This window comes from Nocardia sp. NPDC057227 (genome assembly GCF_042669725.1).
GTDB classification, from domain to species: domain Bacteria; phylum Actinomycetota; class Actinomycetes; order Mycobacteriales; family Mycobacteriaceae; genus Nocardia; species Nocardia asteroides_A.
This window is the reverse complement of sequence record NZ_JBHUXA010000013.1, coordinates 118,297-133,207: the sequence shown is the minus strand read 5'-3', so window position 1 is coordinate 133,207 and position 14,911 is coordinate 118,297. Positions and strand designations below refer to the sequence as shown.

Here is a 14,911-nt window from a genome sequence, read left to right as displayed (position 1 = left end):
GCCGACAGCCCGCGTCCGGCGCGCAGCCGGGCGGCGCCCCTTGATTCACCGTCGGTGGCCGGGGCATGGTTGGCGGGTACCTTATGCGCGGGGGAGGGGTGCGGTGAGCAATCCGGGTGCGGGCGATGCCATCGAGATCTTCAAGAATCGGTTGCGCAGGCTGATCCTGCGTGCCTTCGCGACCAGGGCCGAGCTGCTGGCCGAGGTGCCGATCTCCGCCGCCGAGCTGCTGCTCGCCACCAAGGGCGCCACCGTCCCCCCGTGGCGGAAGGTGGCCGAACCGGTGATCGTCGCCTGCCTGCGGCGGGAGCACCCCGGGATCTCGGAGGCCGAGCTCGACGACGCGGTCGCGCAGTGGCTCCGGTTGTGGCGCGCCGCCAAGGAGGTCGAGGACAGCGGCGTGGTGATCGCGGCCGAACCCGTCGCCGAGACGGCCGCACCGCCTCGCCCGCACGGCAAGCGGCTGCTCGCCATCGGGGCGGCGGTCGCGGTGCTGGTCGGCGCGGCGGTCGCCGTCCGTGCGGCGCTACCGGACGAGAGCGACTGCGCCGCCGCCGGGTTGACCGAGGAGAGCGGCCAGTGCGTCGGCGTGGCCGACGGCGTCTTCCCCGGCCTCGACCCGTCCGTCGCCGAGATCGTGGACCGGATCGCCGAGCAGAACCGCGCGGTCGAGGGGGACGCCGTCGAGATCGCTCTGCTCGGCCCGCTCGGCCGGCTGGCGGAGGCGGGCAGCCCCGGCCAGCTCGACCCGAACCAGGTGCGGCAGATGCTGATCGGCGCCGCCGTGGCGCAGCAGCGGGTGAACACCTCGGCCCTGGTCCGCGATCCGCGCCCGGCGGTGCGGCTGGTCCTCGCCAACACCGGCGGCTACCAGGACCACTGGCAGACGCCGGTGCGCGAGCTGATCGAGCGGGCCGATCGCCCCGACCCGCGGCTGGTCGCGACCGTCCTGCTCGGCACCAGCCTCGACCACACCCGCGCCGCCGCGGCCGAACTCGCGCGCGCCGAGATGCCGATGATCGGCGCCATCACCTCCGCCGAGGAGTTCAACTCCCGCGACCTGCCCGGCCTGATCCGGGTCTCGCCGACCTCCGGCGACTACGTCTCCACGCTCGCCGGATACCTGCGCGCGAACCGCCCGGAGAGCCGCGCGATCGTGGTGTGGGACCAGAACTCGGACCGGCGCGGTGACCTCTTCGCCGGCTCGCTGCGGAAGGCCTTCGCCGAGCAGCTCGCGCCGTGGATCGGCAACCGCCCCCAGCAGAGCTTCGTCGGTGCGGGCATCCCCACCGAGAAGGTGTGGCCGCAGATGTTCGCGACCCCCACCATCAACACCTGCCAATCCGGTGCCGACGTGGTGCTGTTCGCGGGCCGGGTCATCGATCTGCCCGCCTTCATCGAGGCGCTCGCGGCCCGGGCCTGCCGGGAACGCCCGCTGCTCGTCATGACCGGCGCCGCCGCGCTCACCACCGTCGACCGCACCCAGCAGCAGCAACTGCGCGACGGCGGGCTCACCCTGGTCTACGGCGGCGTCACCGACCCGCACACCTGGCCCGTCGGCGCCGCCGCCCGGCCGCCCGGCTACGACCCGTTCCTGCACGCGCTCACCGCCGAGGGCTTCTCGGCCGGCGACTCCGACGCCTACACCTGCCTCGCGCACGACGCGGTCTTCACCGCCACGCTCGCCGTCCGGATGGCGAGCGAGGGCCGGATCCCGCCGCGCGGGAACGTGGCCGTGGCGTTCGACAACATCAACAGCGGCCACCGGGTGCCCGGCTGCAGCGGCGAGCTCACCTTCACCACGGCGGGGAACGGCTCCCCGATCGGCAGCGGAATCGAGGCCGTCACCATCCCCTATCCGTAGCATGGGCGGCTCGGGCGAGTCCGAAAGTCCGGAGGGGGCAGAATGATTGCGATCAACAATCCGGCGTCCGCGCTGTACGAGATCCTGAATCGCGTCGTGCGGTCCAGGGAGAGCACGATCGCGAAGAGCTGGTCGGCGGCGCTGGAGGCGCCGATCGGTTCGCACGAGTTCATCCAGCGCCACTGCGAGGTGGTCCGGCTCTTCACCGCGGTACACCAGCGGCTGCTCGGCCTGCCCGAGGGCGACCGCGCACGCAGCCGCAGCCTGCAGTACCTGCCCAGCTGGTACGACGTGGTGGTGCCGCGCGAGCACTGGCAGAGCCCGGAGGTACCGCCCTCGGACCTGATCGAGTCGCCGGTGCTCGGCCTGCTGGAGAGCGTCGGCGACATCTTCGACCTGCAGGATCGCGAGGCGGGCACCGCCGTCGACCGGACGGCCCTCGAGCGGCTCCGCGAATCCTTGCACGCCTGGCGCGACCTGCTCGACGAGACCGCCCTGCCGGAGACCCTCGCCACCCAGATCCGGCACCAGGTCGCCCACATCGAATGGCTGCTGGAGAACGTGGAGCTGTTCGGCGCGGAACCCGTCGTCACCGCCGCGAGCCAGCTGCTCGGCACCGGCGTCAGCACCATGAGCCGCCGCCCCTCGCTGGCCAAGCGCACGGCCACCGCCATGGCGGGCATCATTCTGTTCCTCACCCAGGTGGAGGATGGAATCGACCTGGCGAGCGGCGTCCTCGACGGGCTCGTCCAGGTCCGCGACAGCATGGTCCAGATGCTCGACGGCCCGCGCGAGCTGACCGCCCCCGCGGACGACCCGCACTAGAAAACAGATCAGCCCCGGTCCGAGGACCGGGGCTGATCTGGTGGTGCGCGATACTGGGATTGAACCAGTGACCTCTTCCGTGTCAGGGAAGCGCTCTCCCGCTGAGCTAATCGCGCGAGGTGGAGACGGGAATCGAACCCGTGTGCACGGCTTTGCAGGCCGTTGCCTCACCACTCGGCCACTCCACCGCGCAAGGGGGACGGTAACTTTCGCTACCTGGCCCTACCTCTCGAGCGGATGACGGGATTCGAACCCGCGACCCTCACCTTGGCAAGGTGATGCGCTACCACTGCGCTACATCCGCATTTCGCCACCTTGAAGGCTTTTCGGCGCTCCGTGGTGCGAGCAGAACATTAGCCCACCCGCGCTGCAAGGTACAAATCCGCTGGTAGACGGCTTGTGCGGGCGACAATGCCGACGTCGGACGCCTAACTCCCGAATTTCCCCAGGTCGGGCCGCGATTTGGTGCCGCGCGGGGCGCCCGTGCTAATGTTTCGACTCGTTCAGCCGCTCGCGGCCGAGCGTACCCGGTCCCATAGCTCAGCGGGAGAGCGTCCGCCTCACACGCGGAAGGTCGCTGGTTCGAAACCAGCTGGGACCACTTTGTTTGTGCAGGTCAGGGCTACATAAATGTGTCGAGGCACTACTGCGTGCAATAGGCGGTTCGTCGCGGCGCTCCGAGGCGAAGATCGGCCATCAGCACCATCTGGGGAGGCATTACCCCCGAATGCCGGAAGATCTCATCCGGCGGCGATCGCTGTTAGGCTGTATTGAGGGCACGACCGTTCGTTTACCGTGCACCCTTTCCTGCTGTCCCTGACCCCGGCAGTCACGTATCACCGCGGGTGCCGACATCGCTGACAGCTCCGGAGCCGACGTTCGTCTCCTGCGGGCACTACCCGGCCGCGCCGCGCGAGAGGGAACACCACATGACCTGCACCGACCGGCACCCGCTGTGCCCGTGACCGTCGAACCATCCGGCACGAGCGCTCCGCCGCGGCCGGAGAACGACGACTTCTACCGCCCGCCCCTCGGCTTCGAACGGTGTGCGCCCGGCACCGTCCTGCGGAGCCGGGTCGTCGACGTCGCGCTGTTCGGCGTCATCCCGCAGCAGCTGCGGGCCTGGCAGCTGCTCTACCGCAGCACCGATCTGAACGGCGACCCGGAAGGCGCCGTCACCACGGTCCTGCTCCCCGCGGGGGCGGGCTCGGCTTCGCGGCGCCCCCTGCTGTCGTTCCAGTCCGCCATCGACGGCGTCAGCTCGAACTGTTTCCCCTCCTACGCGCTGCGCCGCGGCGCCCGCGCACTCGGCGCGATTCCCCAGCTGGAGCTACCCACCATCGCCGAGGCGCTGACGCGCGGCTGGGCGGTCTCGGTGCCCGACCACGGTGGCATGGGCGGACACTTCGGGGTCGCCCGTGAACCCGGATACCGCGTCCTGGACGGCATCCGCGCGGCCATGGACTTCGAGCCGATCGGGCTCGATCGCAGCACGCCGGTGGGGCTGTGGGGCTACTCCGGCGGCGGGCTCGCCACGGCATGGGCCGCGGAGATGGCCGCCGGCTACGCACCGGAACTCGATATCGCCGGTGCGGTGGCCGGATCGCCCGTCGGCGACCCCGGCGCCGCCTTCGTCCGGCTCAACGGCACGCTGCTCTCGGCGTTCTCGACCATCTGCGTCGCGGCGCTGCGGCGGGCGTACCCCGAACTGGACCTGGTCCTTCGTACCGACGCCAAACCCTCCTTCGACGCTGTGCTCGCGCAGGCGGCATCGCGCACCACGCTGTCGCTGGTTCCCCGGCTCGCGGGCAAGAACCTCGACAACTACAGCGAATCGACCTTCGCCGAGCTGTTCGAGCACCCGCAGACGCGGCGGGTGCTCGACGACATCCGCCCCGGCGGACTCGCCCCCCGCCATGCCGGTCCTGATCATCCAGGCGGTCAACGACGAACTCGTCACCGTCGCCGACGTGGACCGCCTGGTCGACCGATACCGCCGGGCCGGCGCGAACATCCACTACCTGCGCGACCGGCTCAGCCTGCACCTCACCCTGCTCTACCTGGGCACGCCCGCGACCATGGACTGGATCGCGGACCGCTTCGACGGCGCGGAACTGCGACCGGGTGTGACCAGGACCGTCTGGTCACTGGCCGCGACCAAGCGCGCGGCGCGCGGCCACCTGCGCCACGCCGCGCTCTTGGCCCGCATGGTGCGCGGCCTGCCGATCACGCCCCGGCACGCCCGGCGAACGGTCGACTCGATCGGCGTGCCGACCCTTCGACGAGCCCGGCAGGCATGACCGCTGCCGCAGCCTGAACCCCGCCCGCGCCGGAGCTTTCGAGATCCCGGTCGGTCGCCGCGCGAAGCCGGGGTTTCCGGGGCATCGCGCCGATCTCGCTTCTCCCGGTACGCACCGAGCCGGGCACCCCATCGAAGAGATGGGGTGCCCGGCAATACCTGGGGTCGGGCCCCTGGCGCCCGGAGGCGTCAGACTCCCGGCCGGTGGGGGTAGGCGCCCGGATTGTCGACGGGGCGGTGCTCCTTGCGCCGCGCCAGTCCGGCCAGTCCGGCCAGGCCGAGCAGCCCGAGCAGGCCCCACAGCCCGGTCTTGTCGCTGTCGTCGTCGTGCTCCTCGGTGACGGTGCCGTCCTGGGCGAGCAACTCCGGTGCGGGTGCCGGTGCGGCGTGCGCCAGGCCGGCCCCGCCGAAGGTGAGGACCAGGGCTGTCAGAGGTGCGGCACCTCAGGGTTTGCTGGGGTCCAGGGTGTCCTTGATCTTGCCGACCAGGCCGCCCTCGGTGCCGACAGCCGTCGAGCGCGGCTTGCCCATCGCCCCGTCGTAGGTGCTGTACAGCAGCGGATCCGGCGCGGGCGCCGACGCCTTCGGGCCGAGCGGCTGCGGATCGGGCAGGAACCGATTCGCGTGCTTGCCGTCCGGCGCGGTGCCGGAGGCCCAGCGGCCCTGATCCGATGCGGTGCCGTCGGAGAGGTGCCACAGCGTCTCGGCGTGCTCGGTGTACTCCTCGTCGTGAAGCGCCGCCGGTACCACGACGTCCTCGACGCCGTCGGCCTTCAGCTCCTCGATCGCGGCCAGCCACATGTTCTGGTGGTAGGTGTCGCGGGCGAGGTTGAAGCGGAGCATGTCCTTCACGCCCGGGTCGTCGGTCATGTTGTACAGCCGGGCGGTCTGCAACCGGCCGTGTGACTCCGCGGCGACATTGGCCCTGAAGTCGGCGAGCAGGTTGCCGCTGGCGACGATGTAGCGGCCGTTCCACGGAATTCCATTGCTGTCGGCCAGCGTCGGGCCGCCACCGGAGACGATCGCCTGCTGCGGGTCCATCCCGGCCAGTACCGCGGCCACCACCGGATCACCGGCCGCGGCCTCGGTGGAGTGCGTGGCCGGTGCGCCCTCCAGCAGCCGGGCGACCATGACCGCGAGCATCTCGACGTGCCCCATCTCCTCGGTCGCGATGTCCATGATCAGGTCCTTGTACTTGCCCGGCATGCGACAGTTCCAGCCCTGGAACAGGTACTGCATCGTCACCGTCATCTCGCCGTAGGCGCCGCCGATCAGCTCCTGGAGCTTGCGGGCGTACACCGGGTCGGGCTTCTCCGGTTTGGCGTCGAACTGTAGGTAATCGGTATGGCGGAACATTCGGCCTCCACGGGTGTAGTCCTGGATTCCCCCGGACCGGCGACCTACCTCGCACTTTGCCGCTCAAACCCATCCCTGGGTTTGTAATCGATTGTCTGCCAATAGATTTAGTGAGCAGGGCAGGGTTGCCCGGTTGATCCGGGGCCGAACTCCTGTCTCGTCGCTACCCGAGCGCGAACGGGGTAAACACCGTGCGATGAACTGATGGCTCGTGCGGAACAGTGCTACCGGCTGGCGTCGGGCGATGGCGACGGCCACACCGTCCAGGAACAGCTCCAGCCCGGAGCGGAAATCGTCGCCGGTCGGATCGGCGCTGGGCGGCGGCGATCCTGGGCAGGGTGGCTCCGGCCGGGCCGTCGCGGTCGGCGAGGTCGATGGCGACGCGGACCACCCGCTCCACGTTCAGACCGGCGGGACGGCCGAGCCGGGAGCTCTTCCGGAGCCGCCGGAGACGGGCGAGATCGTCGGGAAGGTCGGGGGACGAACTGAGAGAAAGCTATGAACAGCAGCACGATTCGGCAGGTCACCGGTACCGCGGGCCTGATCGGTGCCCTGCTCACCCGCAGCATGTTCGGGCTCACCGGGCTGACGCTGTTCGTCGTGTTCCCGTCCGGCATCCGCTACCTGGTGCGGGATCGCGCGCCGAGCTACGAGTGGGTGGGCGGGCTCGCGACGGCGGCGGGGCTGATGTGACTCACCGTCTCGTTCGTCTCCACCGGCCTCGAGGCCGGGGCGGTGCTCGAGGCCGCCGAGCCGATCGACCCGACCATCACGGTGAGCGGCACCTACATCGCTGCAGCTGGTGTTCGTGCCGTCGATGTACTTCGGGAACCACCCGGCCGACTTCTACGCCGCCAACGGCTGGGGCACCACCGCCACCCTGGGCGGTCTACTGAGCTGTGGCTGCCGGCCGTGAGCGTCAGCATGTCGCGCGCGCCGAATCGGGAAGCCGCGCGGTGAGTTCGGCGAGGTACGCACCGGCATCGGTGCCGGTCGCCAGCGCCGCGGCCTGTCCCGACCACAGGTTGAGCAGGTCTGGGTCGCCGCGGTGCGCGGCGGTGGCGCGGATCGGTGCCATGAGGGCGTTCTGGGCGGGGTAGGCGGGAACATCGGCCTCGAACGCGCCCATCTCGCGGGTGAAGCGGTTGGCGATGCCCCGGGCGGTGCGCCCGGAGAACAGCCGGGTGAGCACGGTGGTCCGGGCCGCGGGCGAACGCAGCGCGGTCCGGTGCGCCGTGCTCGCCCCGGACTGTTCGGTGACCAGGAAGCCGGTGCCGATCTGCACCGCGTGCGCGCCGAGGAGCAGCGCGGCGGCGACCGTGCGGGCGTCGGCGATGCCCCCCGCGGCCACGACGGGTATGGACACCACCCGCGCCACCTGGGGAATCAGCGAGAAGGTGCCGACAAGCGATTCCTGGACCGGGCGCAGGAACGCGCCGCGATGCCCACCGGCGTCGGATCCGGAGGCGACAACGGCGTCCATCCCGGCGGCCTGCACGGCGATCGCCTCCTCGACGGTGGTGGCGGTGCCGATGGTCACGATCCCGCGCTCGCGGGCCGCGGCGAGGAAGCCGGGGTCGGGGATGCCCATCACGAAACTCGCGACCGGGGGAGCGGCGTCGAGGACCGCGGCGAGCTGTCCGGCGTAGTCCGGTGCCGCGATCTCGCGGGGCGGTTCGATGCCGAGTTCGGTGTAGTAGGGCTGGAGCCGGTCGGTGTCCGCGGCGGTGAAGGTGGCGGGTTCACCGGGCTGGGGCACCCACAGATTGATGTTGAAGGGCCGGTGGGTCCGTGCTCGGCACGCGGCAACGAGTTCGACGATGGCCTGCCCGTCGAGGATGTGCGCCCCGTAGGAGCCGAGCCCGCCGCCGTCGCTGACCGTCGCCAGCAGGTCGACCGTCGAGAGTCCCCCGCCGAACGGTCCCTGCACGATGGGATGGTCGATTCCGGTCAGGTCGGCGAAGGGGTTCACCGGGCCACCGCCCGCCGGCCGCGCACCACGGTCCTGGTGTGTTCGGCGACGCGGCGCCCCAGACGGGCCGTGTCCCTCCAACCCTGTTCGGCCCTGGTGCGCTGGTATTCGCTGTGAAAGGCCACGGCATCGGGTATTTCGGGCATTCGAACCTCCGAACTAGACGACCGGTCAACTATAAATAGGAAGTTGACCGGTCGTCTACTCTGCGGTGATGGGACGGACCAGCGATGCGCGGCAGCGGCTGCTCGACGCGGCGGGGGATCTGCTGCACCGGCGTGGCTACGCCGCGATCGGTGTCGCGGAGATCTGCGCGCGCGCGGACGTGCGCAAGGGCAGCTTCTACCACTTCTTCGCCTCCAAGGAGGCGCTGTCGGTCGCCGCTGTCGATGCCTACTGGGAGGGGCAGCGGCCCGCGTGGCTGGCGGCGAGAGACCGCGCGGGCGATCCGAAGTCGCGCCTCGACTCCCTGATCGGCGCCCAGCTCGAGGCCCAGCGCGCCTACCGGGAGGCCACCGGCAACCTCGGCGGCTGCATGCTGGCGAACCTCGGGATCGAACTGACCGACCGGGAACCCCTTGTCCGCGAGCGGGTTCGGGAGATCTTCGGCGAACAGACCGCGATCACCGCCGACATCGTGGCCGAGCTCGACGCCGAGGATCCGATCGCCACCGCTCGGGCGGTGCTCGCTCAACTGGAGGGCGCGCTGCTGTTCGCCAAACTGCACAACGACCCGTCCCTCCTCGAGCACGTGGCAGAACAGGTGCGCCGGTTGCTCGACTCCGCCACCGGCGGCTGAGCGGTGGAATCCCGGCCGAAAGGAGGTACCGGCGCCCGCACCGCCACGGTGACCATCGAGCCATGAGCGAAAACCAGGACACCGCGGGCCGATCCAGCAATACCCGCCGCGCCTTCCTCGGCCTGGCCGCCGCGGGGGCGGGCGCGGTCGCCGTCACCGCGGGCACCACGGTGCCCGCCTACCTGCGGACTCCGGCCGCGCCGCTCCCGGCAACCGCCGCCGCGGGCCGCTACAGCGGCAAGGTCGTCGTGCTGACCGGCGGAACCTCGGGTATCGGGGAGGCGGCGGTGCGCGAGTTCGCGGCCGAGGGCGCCGCGGTGGTCTTCTGCGGCCGCAGGGAGGACCTGGGCCGCGCGGTTGCCGGATCACTGCCCGGCGCGGCGCATTTCGTGCGCGCCGACGTCCGGGAGCCGGACGACGTCGCCGCGCTCTTCGCCGAGGTGGACCGGCGGTTCGGGCGGCTGGACGTCGCGGTGGCCAATGCCGGGATCACCCGCACCGCCCCGGCGGCCGAGCTGGCGCTCGCCGATTTCGACGATGTGCTCGGTACGAACCTGCGCGGTGCCTTCCTGACCGTCAAACACGCGGTGCCGCTGCTGCTGCGCTCGGGCGGTGGCGCCATCCTGTGCACGGCGTCGGAATCGCGGCGTCCGGGCGGCGCCGCCTACAGCGCGAGCAAGCTGGGGCTGCAGGGCCTGGTGGCAGCGGTCGCGCAGGACTACGGCACCCGCGGCATCCGGGTCAACGCCATCGCGCCGGGCACCACCGACACGGCGTTCGTGCGCCCGCCCGGCCTGCCGGACGCGGTGTGGAACCAGTTCCGCGACGCCTGGGGCCCGCTGAACGTGTCCGGGCTCGCCCGCATGGCGACACCGAGGGAGATCGCGCGTGCGATGGTGGCCCTGTGCTCCGACGACTTCGGCTATCTGGCCGGTTCGACCGTGCTGGTGGGTGGTGGCCCGCTCGGTGGTGGCGCGATGCGGATGCCGCCGGGCGTTCCGGGGTGAGCGCATCGATCGTGCCGCTGTGGGTGCGGGCGGCGGCGATCCCGCTCGGCCTGCTGTATGTGCTGGTACGCGAACCGAACAGCGCCGACCCGGTGCTCGCGGTCTGCTCCGGCGCGCTGCTCGTCGCCGGTGCCCGGTGGCCGCTGACCGCGGTGGCCGGGCAGGCGCTGCTGCTGGTCGCCGCGCACGAACTCGGCCAGGCGGCGGGCGGCGGGGTGAAGGTGTGGGCGGCGCTGACGCTGGCCGAACTGGCGCTGCGCGCCCGGCCGCAGGCTCAGCTCGCGGGCGCCGCGATCCTGACCGCCGCGTACGTGGCACTCGAGTTCGGCGACCGGACCGAGGGCGCGGTGCCGCTGCCCTACCGGCTCCTGGTGCTGGTGGTGCTGCCGCTGCTCACCGGCGGCTACATCCAGGCGCTGCGGCGCCGCGCCGCCGAGGCCGAGCGCAGTGCCTGGCTGCGGGCCGAGGCGGCGCGCCGCGGTGAGCGCGAACGCATCGCCCGTGACCTGCACGACATCGTCGCGCACCACGTCTCGGCCATCCTGGTGCGTGCGGGCACCGCCAGGCACGTGCCCGATCTGGACCCGGCCCAGACCGCCGAGGTCCTCGCCGACGTGCACGCCACCGCCGACAGCGCCCTGCGCGATCTGCACGGCCTGCTGCACCTGCTGCGCGACCCCGAACCCGGCGGGGTCGGCGCCCTGCTGGCCGGCGGCGGCACCACGGTGCCCGCACTGCTCGACGAGGTGATCGGGCAGGCCGCCCGCGCCGGGCTGCGGGTCAGCGCCGTCATCGACCCGGCGCTGGCCACCGTGACCGGGGTGCGCGCGCTGGTGGTGCACCGCACCGTGCAGGAGGCGATCACCAACGCGGTCAAGCACTCCGGGGCCGGTGCGACGGTTGCGGTGCGCGCGGAGCTCGACGCGGCGGGCGCCGTCGCGGTCGCGGTGCGCAACGACCGCCGCGCGGCCGCGCCCCGCCCCGGCGGTTTCGGGCTGACCGGGATGCGGGAGCGGATCGACGCCGTCGGCGGCACCGTCGACTACGGCCCCGAAGAGTCGGGCTGGTTCGTCCGCGCGACGATTCCGGCGCCGGGCCGATGACCGCCGTCCTGCTGGTCGACGACCAGGAGCTGGTCCGCGCCGGGCTGCGCATGCTCTGCCGCAGCGCCCCCGATCTGTCGGTCGCCGGCGAAGCCGCTACCGGCGCCGCCGCCGTCCGGCTGGCCCGCGAGACCCGCCCCGACGTGGTGCTGATGGACCTGCACCTGCCCGGCATGGACGGAATCGAGGCCACCCGGCGCATCCTCGCCGCCGACCCCGGCGCCAGGGTCGTCGTGCTCACCACCTTCGACGACGACGATCACCTCTACCCGGCGCTGGAGGCCGGCGCCTCCGGGTTCCTCGCCAAGGGCTGCCCGCCGCCGCGGCTGCTCGCCGCGATCCGGCAGGCCGCCGGCGGCGAGAGCCCGTTCAGCCCGGACGTGCTGCGCCGCCTGGTCGCCCGCGCCGTCACCACCCGGCCCGCGGCCGCCGCCGACCTCACGCCCCGCGAGCGCGAACTGGTGCACCTGGTCGGCACCGGGCTCACCAACGAGCAGATCGCGCAGGCCACGCACCTCGCGGTGACCACGGTGAAGTCCTACCTCGCCAATGCCATGGCCCGCACCGGTGCCCGCAACCGCGTGCAACTCGCGGTCTACGCGGTCCGGCACGGACTGGCCTGACCGCGCACCGCAGCCATCGATTTCACGGCTGTGAGCAGCGGGAACGAGAGGCAGTGCGGGCCTGCGTCGGTGTGGTTCTTCCGGGGGTTTCCGAGACCTCGCCCGCGCCGTGTTCGAGCAGGGTCGGGTTCGGGTTCGGTCTGCTCCGGATGGTGTCGTCGGAGGCCAGGTCGACCGTGTGTACCCAGCCGATCCGGCCGTCGGTCTTGTATACGACGACACCAGGGCCCGGTATCGCGTAATCGAGGTCGACTTCGACGATCCACTCCCAAGCGCCGATGGTGAAGACCCAGAACCGGTCGTTTTCGACGATCCTGCGGTCGTCGAGACAGAACGTCCCGAGCTGCCACGTCGGCTCGAACTCCCGGCGCACCAGCTCACGCGCCTCGCTGTAATCCACGCCGTATACCTACCACCGTCGTCCGCGACAATTCCCGTGACTCAGCCGTCGCGCTCGGGGGAACACCTGGCATGGCCCGACCCGAGAAGTGATAGGTCTGTGTGAGCACCAGCCGGCGCCGCTGCTGGACCCGCGCCGGTAGAAGACGCGGCCGACCTGGGCCAGGCCGTAGTCGACTCGGCCGTGCCGTGCGAGCACCTCGGCCGGATCGCCGCGCGGTCGGCGATATCGAGGACGTGCGTGGACGATCGCGCGTGTCCGGCAAGGCAGGCCGGTGCTCGCTCGTCCCGGTCGACGGCGGCGACGACAGCGCCCCTGCCGAGCAGTTCCAGTGCGACGCGGCGGCCGATGCCGTTGCCTGCGCCGGTCACGACGAAGACTCGTCCGGCGATCGGCATCATCGCCTGCCACCGAGGAGGCGGGTGAGCAGCGGGTCGAGAATCGCGTCCGGGGTGTGGTGCATCGCGACCCGGCGCGGGTCGGGGCGCACCGAGTAGCGGCGGCGCGGGCGGCGGGCGGTCGCGGCCCGCCAGACGACCTCGGCGAGCACGGCGGGGTCGTGTGCGCGGCGCTGCTCGCCCTCGGCGAGGGCGCCCACCTTCGCGATCAGCTCGGTGAAGAGCCCGGATCGCTCGCGGGCCCGGTCGAAGGTGGCGCGGATGCCGCCGACCATGTCGGTGCGGAAGGGGCCCGGCTGGACGATGCTCACCGGGACGCCGAGGAACATCAGTTCGCGGCGCAGCGCGTCGGAGTAGGCCTCCACCGCGTGCTTGGTCAGAGCGTAGGGGCCGTTGAGCATCAGCGCCTTCTGCCGGCCGGTTTCCGAGCTGATCGTGATCACGCGGCCGCCACCACGGCGCACCAGCGGGAACGTCGCCTTCACCACCCGGTATGTGCCGAGGACGTTGACGTCGATGATCCGTCGCATATCCGCCTCGTCGGCCTCCACCAGTGGGGCGGCGAACATCGTCCCCGCGAAGGTCACCACCGCGCCGAGCCCGGCCGGACTCTCCCGTTCGACCCGCTCGGTGACTGCCGCGGTGGCCGCCGCGTCGGTGACGTCCAGTTCGAGCGGGATCACGTTCGGGGCGGGTGCGGGCGGGCGCAGGTCGGCCGCGAACACCCGCCAGCCGCGCTGCGCGAACAGCGCCGCCGTCGCGCCGCCGAGTCCGCCGCCCGCGCCGGTGATGAACACACTCTTCTCGCTCACGCCCGGAAGTAGAACATGTTTCAATCAGTGATTCAAGCGCTGTTTGGGCGGCCGGGTCAGCGTGGTAGCAGGACGCCGGGGTTGAGGATTCCGCGCGGGTCGAGCGCCGCCTTGATCCGATTCATGGCGTGCACATCGATGGGGCTGCGGCCGAGGTGCAGCCACGGCGCCTTGGCGCGCCCGATTCCGTGCTCCGCGCTGATGCTGCCGCCGTGCTCGGCGACGAGCGTGAACACGGCGTCGGTCACGGCCTCGGACGCTGCCGGGGCGACGTCGAGCAGGTTGACGTGGATGCTGCCTTCGGCGAAGTGGCCGAACAGGATCGGGCGGGCGGCGGGGAAGTCGGTGGCGAGCAGGGGGCGGAGGGCGTCCAGGAAGGCGCTGAGCCCGGCGCGCGGGAGCGCGACGTCGAGTTTGACCGGTGCGGTGCGGGATTCGCGCCCGATCGCCTCGGTGTGCGCCTCGCGCAGCTGCCAGAGCCGGCGGGCGGGGGCGGGCGCGAGCACCGCGTCGCGGATGAGGTCGCCGCTCGCGGCGAGGAGTTCGAGCGCGGAGCGTTCGGTGCCGTTCCGGCTGGACAGCTCGAACAGCGCGTAGTAAGGGGTATCGACGGGGAACGGGTGCCCGGCGCCGGTGTGCGCGCGCACCAGCGCGACGCCGCCGCGGGTCATCAGCTCGGCCGCCTCGGTGATCAGCTCGGACTCGCGGATCCGGTCGTGCAGCCGGAGTGCGGCGTCGACGGTGTCGAGCGCGGCGACGAGGACGTGCGGGTCGGGGGCGGGGGCGACCAGCCGCATCGAGACCCCGGTGACGACGGCCAGCGTGCCCTCGCTGCCCGCGAGCAGGCCGGGCAGGTCGTAGCCGATATTGTCGGCGGCGGCCGCGGTCGAGCGGGACAGCACCGAGCCGTCGGCGAGCACCGCCTCGATGCCGAGCAGCTGGGCGCGGGCGCTACCGTGCCGGATGCGGCGGGGGCCGCCCGCATCGGTGGCGACGATGCCGCCGAGCGTCGCCGAATCCCTGGACGCGAGGTCGATGCCGAAGCGCAGGCCCTCGGCGGTGGCGGCGTGGTCGGCGGCGGCGACCGTCACCCCGGCGCCCGCGGTGACGGTGTGGTCGTTCACCTCGATGCGGTCCAGTCTTCCGGTGCTCAGCAAGATCGACCCTGGGGCGGGCGCTGTCCCGCCGACCAGGCCGGTATTGCCGCCCTGCGGGACGATCGGCACCCGCGCGTCGAAACAGGCGGCGACGACTGCCGACACCTCGTCGGTGCTGCCTGGGCGCACGACCGCAAGGGCGCGGCCGCTCCAGTGGCCGGTCGCGTCGGTGGTGTAGCGCCGCGTCGCGGCGGGGTCGGTCAGGACGTGGGACGGGCCGACGACGGCGCGCAGGGCGCCGAGGAACAGGGCGTGCCCGGCTTCGGTCGGCACTCGGATGATGCGGGATTTCACGG

Annotated in this window: 14 protein-coding genes, 4 tRNA genes and 1 pseudogene; 10 read left to right on the top strand and 9 right to left on the bottom strand. The window is 72.0% G+C overall.

Translation table 11 applies throughout. The features are described 5' to 3' along the window. Positions 1-103 precede the first annotated feature (103 nt). Both ACFUJ1_RS19665 and ACFUJ1_RS19660 read left to right on the top strand, forming a co-directional pair. Complete coding sequence (locus ACFUJ1_RS19665; RefSeq protein ID WP_378647515.1) at positions 104-1,864, top strand: hypothetical protein; 1,761 nt, start codon at positions 104-106, stop codon at positions 1,862-1,864. A 42-nt stretch (positions 1,865-1,906) separates the two neighbouring features. Then, positions 1,907-2,689, top strand: a complete 783-nt coding sequence (locus ACFUJ1_RS19660) for a hypothetical protein (RefSeq protein WP_378647513.1) — start codon at positions 1,907-1,909, stop codon at positions 2,687-2,689. A 41-nt stretch (positions 2,690-2,730) separates the two neighbouring features. Here ACFUJ1_RS19660 and ACFUJ1_RS19655 read toward each other — a convergent pair. The 3 genes from ACFUJ1_RS19655 to ACFUJ1_RS19645 all read right to left on the bottom strand — a co-directional run bounded on the left by ACFUJ1_RS19655 (position 2,731) and on the right by ACFUJ1_RS19645 (position 2,993). Beyond that, positions 2,731-2,805: transfer RNA gene (locus tag ACFUJ1_RS19655), tRNA-Val, on the bottom strand. A gap of 1 nt (position 2,806) precedes the next feature. Next, a tRNA-Cys gene (locus tag ACFUJ1_RS19650) sits at positions 2,807-2,877 on the bottom strand. 44 nt (positions 2,878-2,921) lie between these two features. Continuing rightward, a tRNA-Gly gene (locus ACFUJ1_RS19645) sits at positions 2,922-2,993 on the bottom strand. A gap of 225 nt (positions 2,994-3,218) precedes the next feature. Here ACFUJ1_RS19645 and ACFUJ1_RS19640 point away from each other — a divergent pair. The 3 genes and pseudogenes from ACFUJ1_RS19640 (at position 3,219) to ACFUJ1_RS19630 (ending at position 4,989) form a co-directional block, all read left to right on the top strand. Continuing rightward, positions 3,219-3,290 (top strand) — tRNA-Val (locus ACFUJ1_RS19640). A 354-nt stretch (positions 3,291-3,644) separates the two neighbouring features. After that, positions 3,645-4,505 (top strand): annotated as a pseudogene (locus ACFUJ1_RS19635) (lipase family protein); the annotation flags it as partial. Positions 4,506-4,605: 100 nt separating this feature from the next. After that, positions 4,606-4,989 (top strand): lipase family protein, encoded by a 384-nt coding sequence (locus ACFUJ1_RS19630; RefSeq protein WP_378647637.1) that lies wholly within the window; start codon positions 4,606-4,608, stop codon positions 4,987-4,989. A gap of 188 nt (positions 4,990-5,177) precedes the next feature. On the opposite strand, the gene ACFUJ1_RS19625 is transcribed toward ACFUJ1_RS19630, so the two are convergent. After that, positions 5,178-5,411: a WGxxGxxG family protein gene (locus ACFUJ1_RS19625; RefSeq protein ID WP_378647635.1), complete on the bottom strand. Its 234-nt coding sequence runs from the start codon at positions 5,409-5,411 to the stop codon at positions 5,178-5,180. A 21-nt stretch (positions 5,412-5,432) separates the two neighbouring features. Next, complete coding sequence (locus ACFUJ1_RS19620; RefSeq protein ID WP_378647510.1) at positions 5,433-6,344, bottom strand: manganese catalase family protein; 912 nt, start codon at positions 6,342-6,344, stop codon at positions 5,433-5,435. A 498-nt stretch (positions 6,345-6,842) separates the two neighbouring features. Here ACFUJ1_RS19620 and ACFUJ1_RS19615 point away from each other — a divergent pair, with 498 nt between their 5' ends. Continuing rightward, positions 6,843-7,037, top strand: coding sequence for a hypothetical protein (locus ACFUJ1_RS19615; protein ID WP_378647508.1), 195 nt, complete (start codon positions 6,843-6,845; stop codon positions 7,035-7,037). A gap of 226 nt (positions 7,038-7,263) precedes the next feature. Here the strand turns inward: ACFUJ1_RS19615 and ACFUJ1_RS19610 are convergent, their stop codons facing one another. Then, the gene (locus tag ACFUJ1_RS19610; RefSeq protein WP_378647506.1) at positions 7,264-8,316 is read right to left on the bottom strand and encodes an NAD(P)H-dependent flavin oxidoreductase; all 1,053 of its coding nucleotides are present in this window, start codon (positions 8,314-8,316) and stop codon (positions 7,264-7,266) included. Positions 8,317-8,530: 214 nt separating this feature from the next. Here ACFUJ1_RS19610 and ACFUJ1_RS19605 point away from each other — a divergent pair, with 214 nt between their 5' ends. The 4 genes from ACFUJ1_RS19605 (at position 8,531) to ACFUJ1_RS19590 (ending at position 11,848) form a co-directional block, all read left to right on the top strand. Beyond that, entirely contained in the window at positions 8,531-9,115 is a 585-nt protein-coding gene (locus ACFUJ1_RS19605; protein WP_378647504.1) for a TetR/AcrR family transcriptional regulator, read from the top strand. 62 nt (positions 9,116-9,177) lie between these two features. Continuing rightward, the gene (locus tag ACFUJ1_RS19600; RefSeq protein ID WP_378647502.1) at positions 9,178-10,122 is read left to right on the top strand and encodes an SDR family NAD(P)-dependent oxidoreductase; all 945 of its coding nucleotides are present in this window, start codon (positions 9,178-9,180) and stop codon (positions 10,120-10,122) included. Then, on the top strand, positions 10,119-11,225 hold the full coding sequence (locus ACFUJ1_RS19595; protein ID WP_378647500.1) for a sensor histidine kinase: 1,107 nt from the start codon (positions 10,119-10,121) through the stop codon (positions 11,223-11,225). The genes ACFUJ1_RS19600 and ACFUJ1_RS19595 overlap by 4 nt, the downstream gene beginning before the upstream one ends. Then, positions 11,222-11,848 carry a response regulator gene (locus tag ACFUJ1_RS19590; RefSeq protein ID WP_378647498.1) on the top strand — a complete coding sequence of 209 codons (627 nt, stop codon included), beginning with the start codon at positions 11,222-11,224 and terminating at the stop codon, positions 11,846-11,848. The genes ACFUJ1_RS19595 and ACFUJ1_RS19590 overlap by 4 nt, the downstream gene beginning before the upstream one ends. A gap of 22 nt (positions 11,849-11,870) precedes the next feature. Here the strand turns inward: ACFUJ1_RS19590 and ACFUJ1_RS19585 are convergent, their stop codons facing one another. The 3 genes from ACFUJ1_RS19585 to ACFUJ1_RS19575 form a co-directional block, all read right to left on the bottom strand. Further along, a complete protein-coding gene (locus ACFUJ1_RS19585; protein WP_378647496.1) occupies positions 11,871-12,221 on the bottom strand; it encodes a hypothetical protein in 351 nt (116 codons plus the stop codon). A gap of 424 nt (positions 12,222-12,645) precedes the next feature. Then, the gene (locus tag ACFUJ1_RS19580; RefSeq protein WP_378647494.1) at positions 12,646-13,458 is read right to left on the bottom strand and encodes an SDR family NAD(P)-dependent oxidoreductase; all 813 of its coding nucleotides are present in this window, start codon (positions 13,456-13,458) and stop codon (positions 12,646-12,648) included. 56 nt (positions 13,459-13,514) lie between these two features. Next, positions 13,515-14,909 carry an FAD-binding oxidoreductase gene (locus ACFUJ1_RS19575; RefSeq protein WP_378647492.1) on the bottom strand — a complete coding sequence of 465 codons (1,395 nt, stop codon included), beginning with the start codon at positions 14,907-14,909 and terminating at the stop codon, positions 13,515-13,517. Positions 14,910-14,911 lie beyond the last annotated feature (2 nt).

Coding starts and splice junctions, on each gene's coding strand:
- ACFUJ1_RS19660 (WP_378647513.1), top strand. CDS start 1,907: ATGATTGCGATCAACAATCCGGCGTCCGCGCTGTACGAGATCCTGAAT.
- ACFUJ1_RS19630 (WP_378647637.1), top strand. CDS start 4,606: ATGCCGGTCCTGATCATCCAGGCGGTCAACGACGAACTCGTCACCGTC.
- ACFUJ1_RS19620 (WP_378647510.1), bottom strand. CDS start 6,344: ATGTTCCGCCATACCGATTACCTACAGTTCGACGCCAAACCGGAGAAG.
- ACFUJ1_RS19615 (WP_378647508.1), top strand. CDS start 6,843: ATGAACAGCAGCACGATTCGGCAGGTCACCGGTACCGCGGGCCTGATC.
- ACFUJ1_RS19605 (WP_378647504.1), top strand. CDS start 8,531: ATGGGACGGACCAGCGATGCGCGGCAGCGGCTGCTCGACGCGGCGGGG.
- ACFUJ1_RS19600 (WP_378647502.1), top strand. CDS start 9,178: ATGAGCGAAAACCAGGACACCGCGGGCCGATCCAGCAATACCCGCCGC.
- ACFUJ1_RS19590 (WP_378647498.1), top strand. CDS start 11,222: ATGACCGCCGTCCTGCTGGTCGACGACCAGGAGCTGGTCCGCGCCGGG.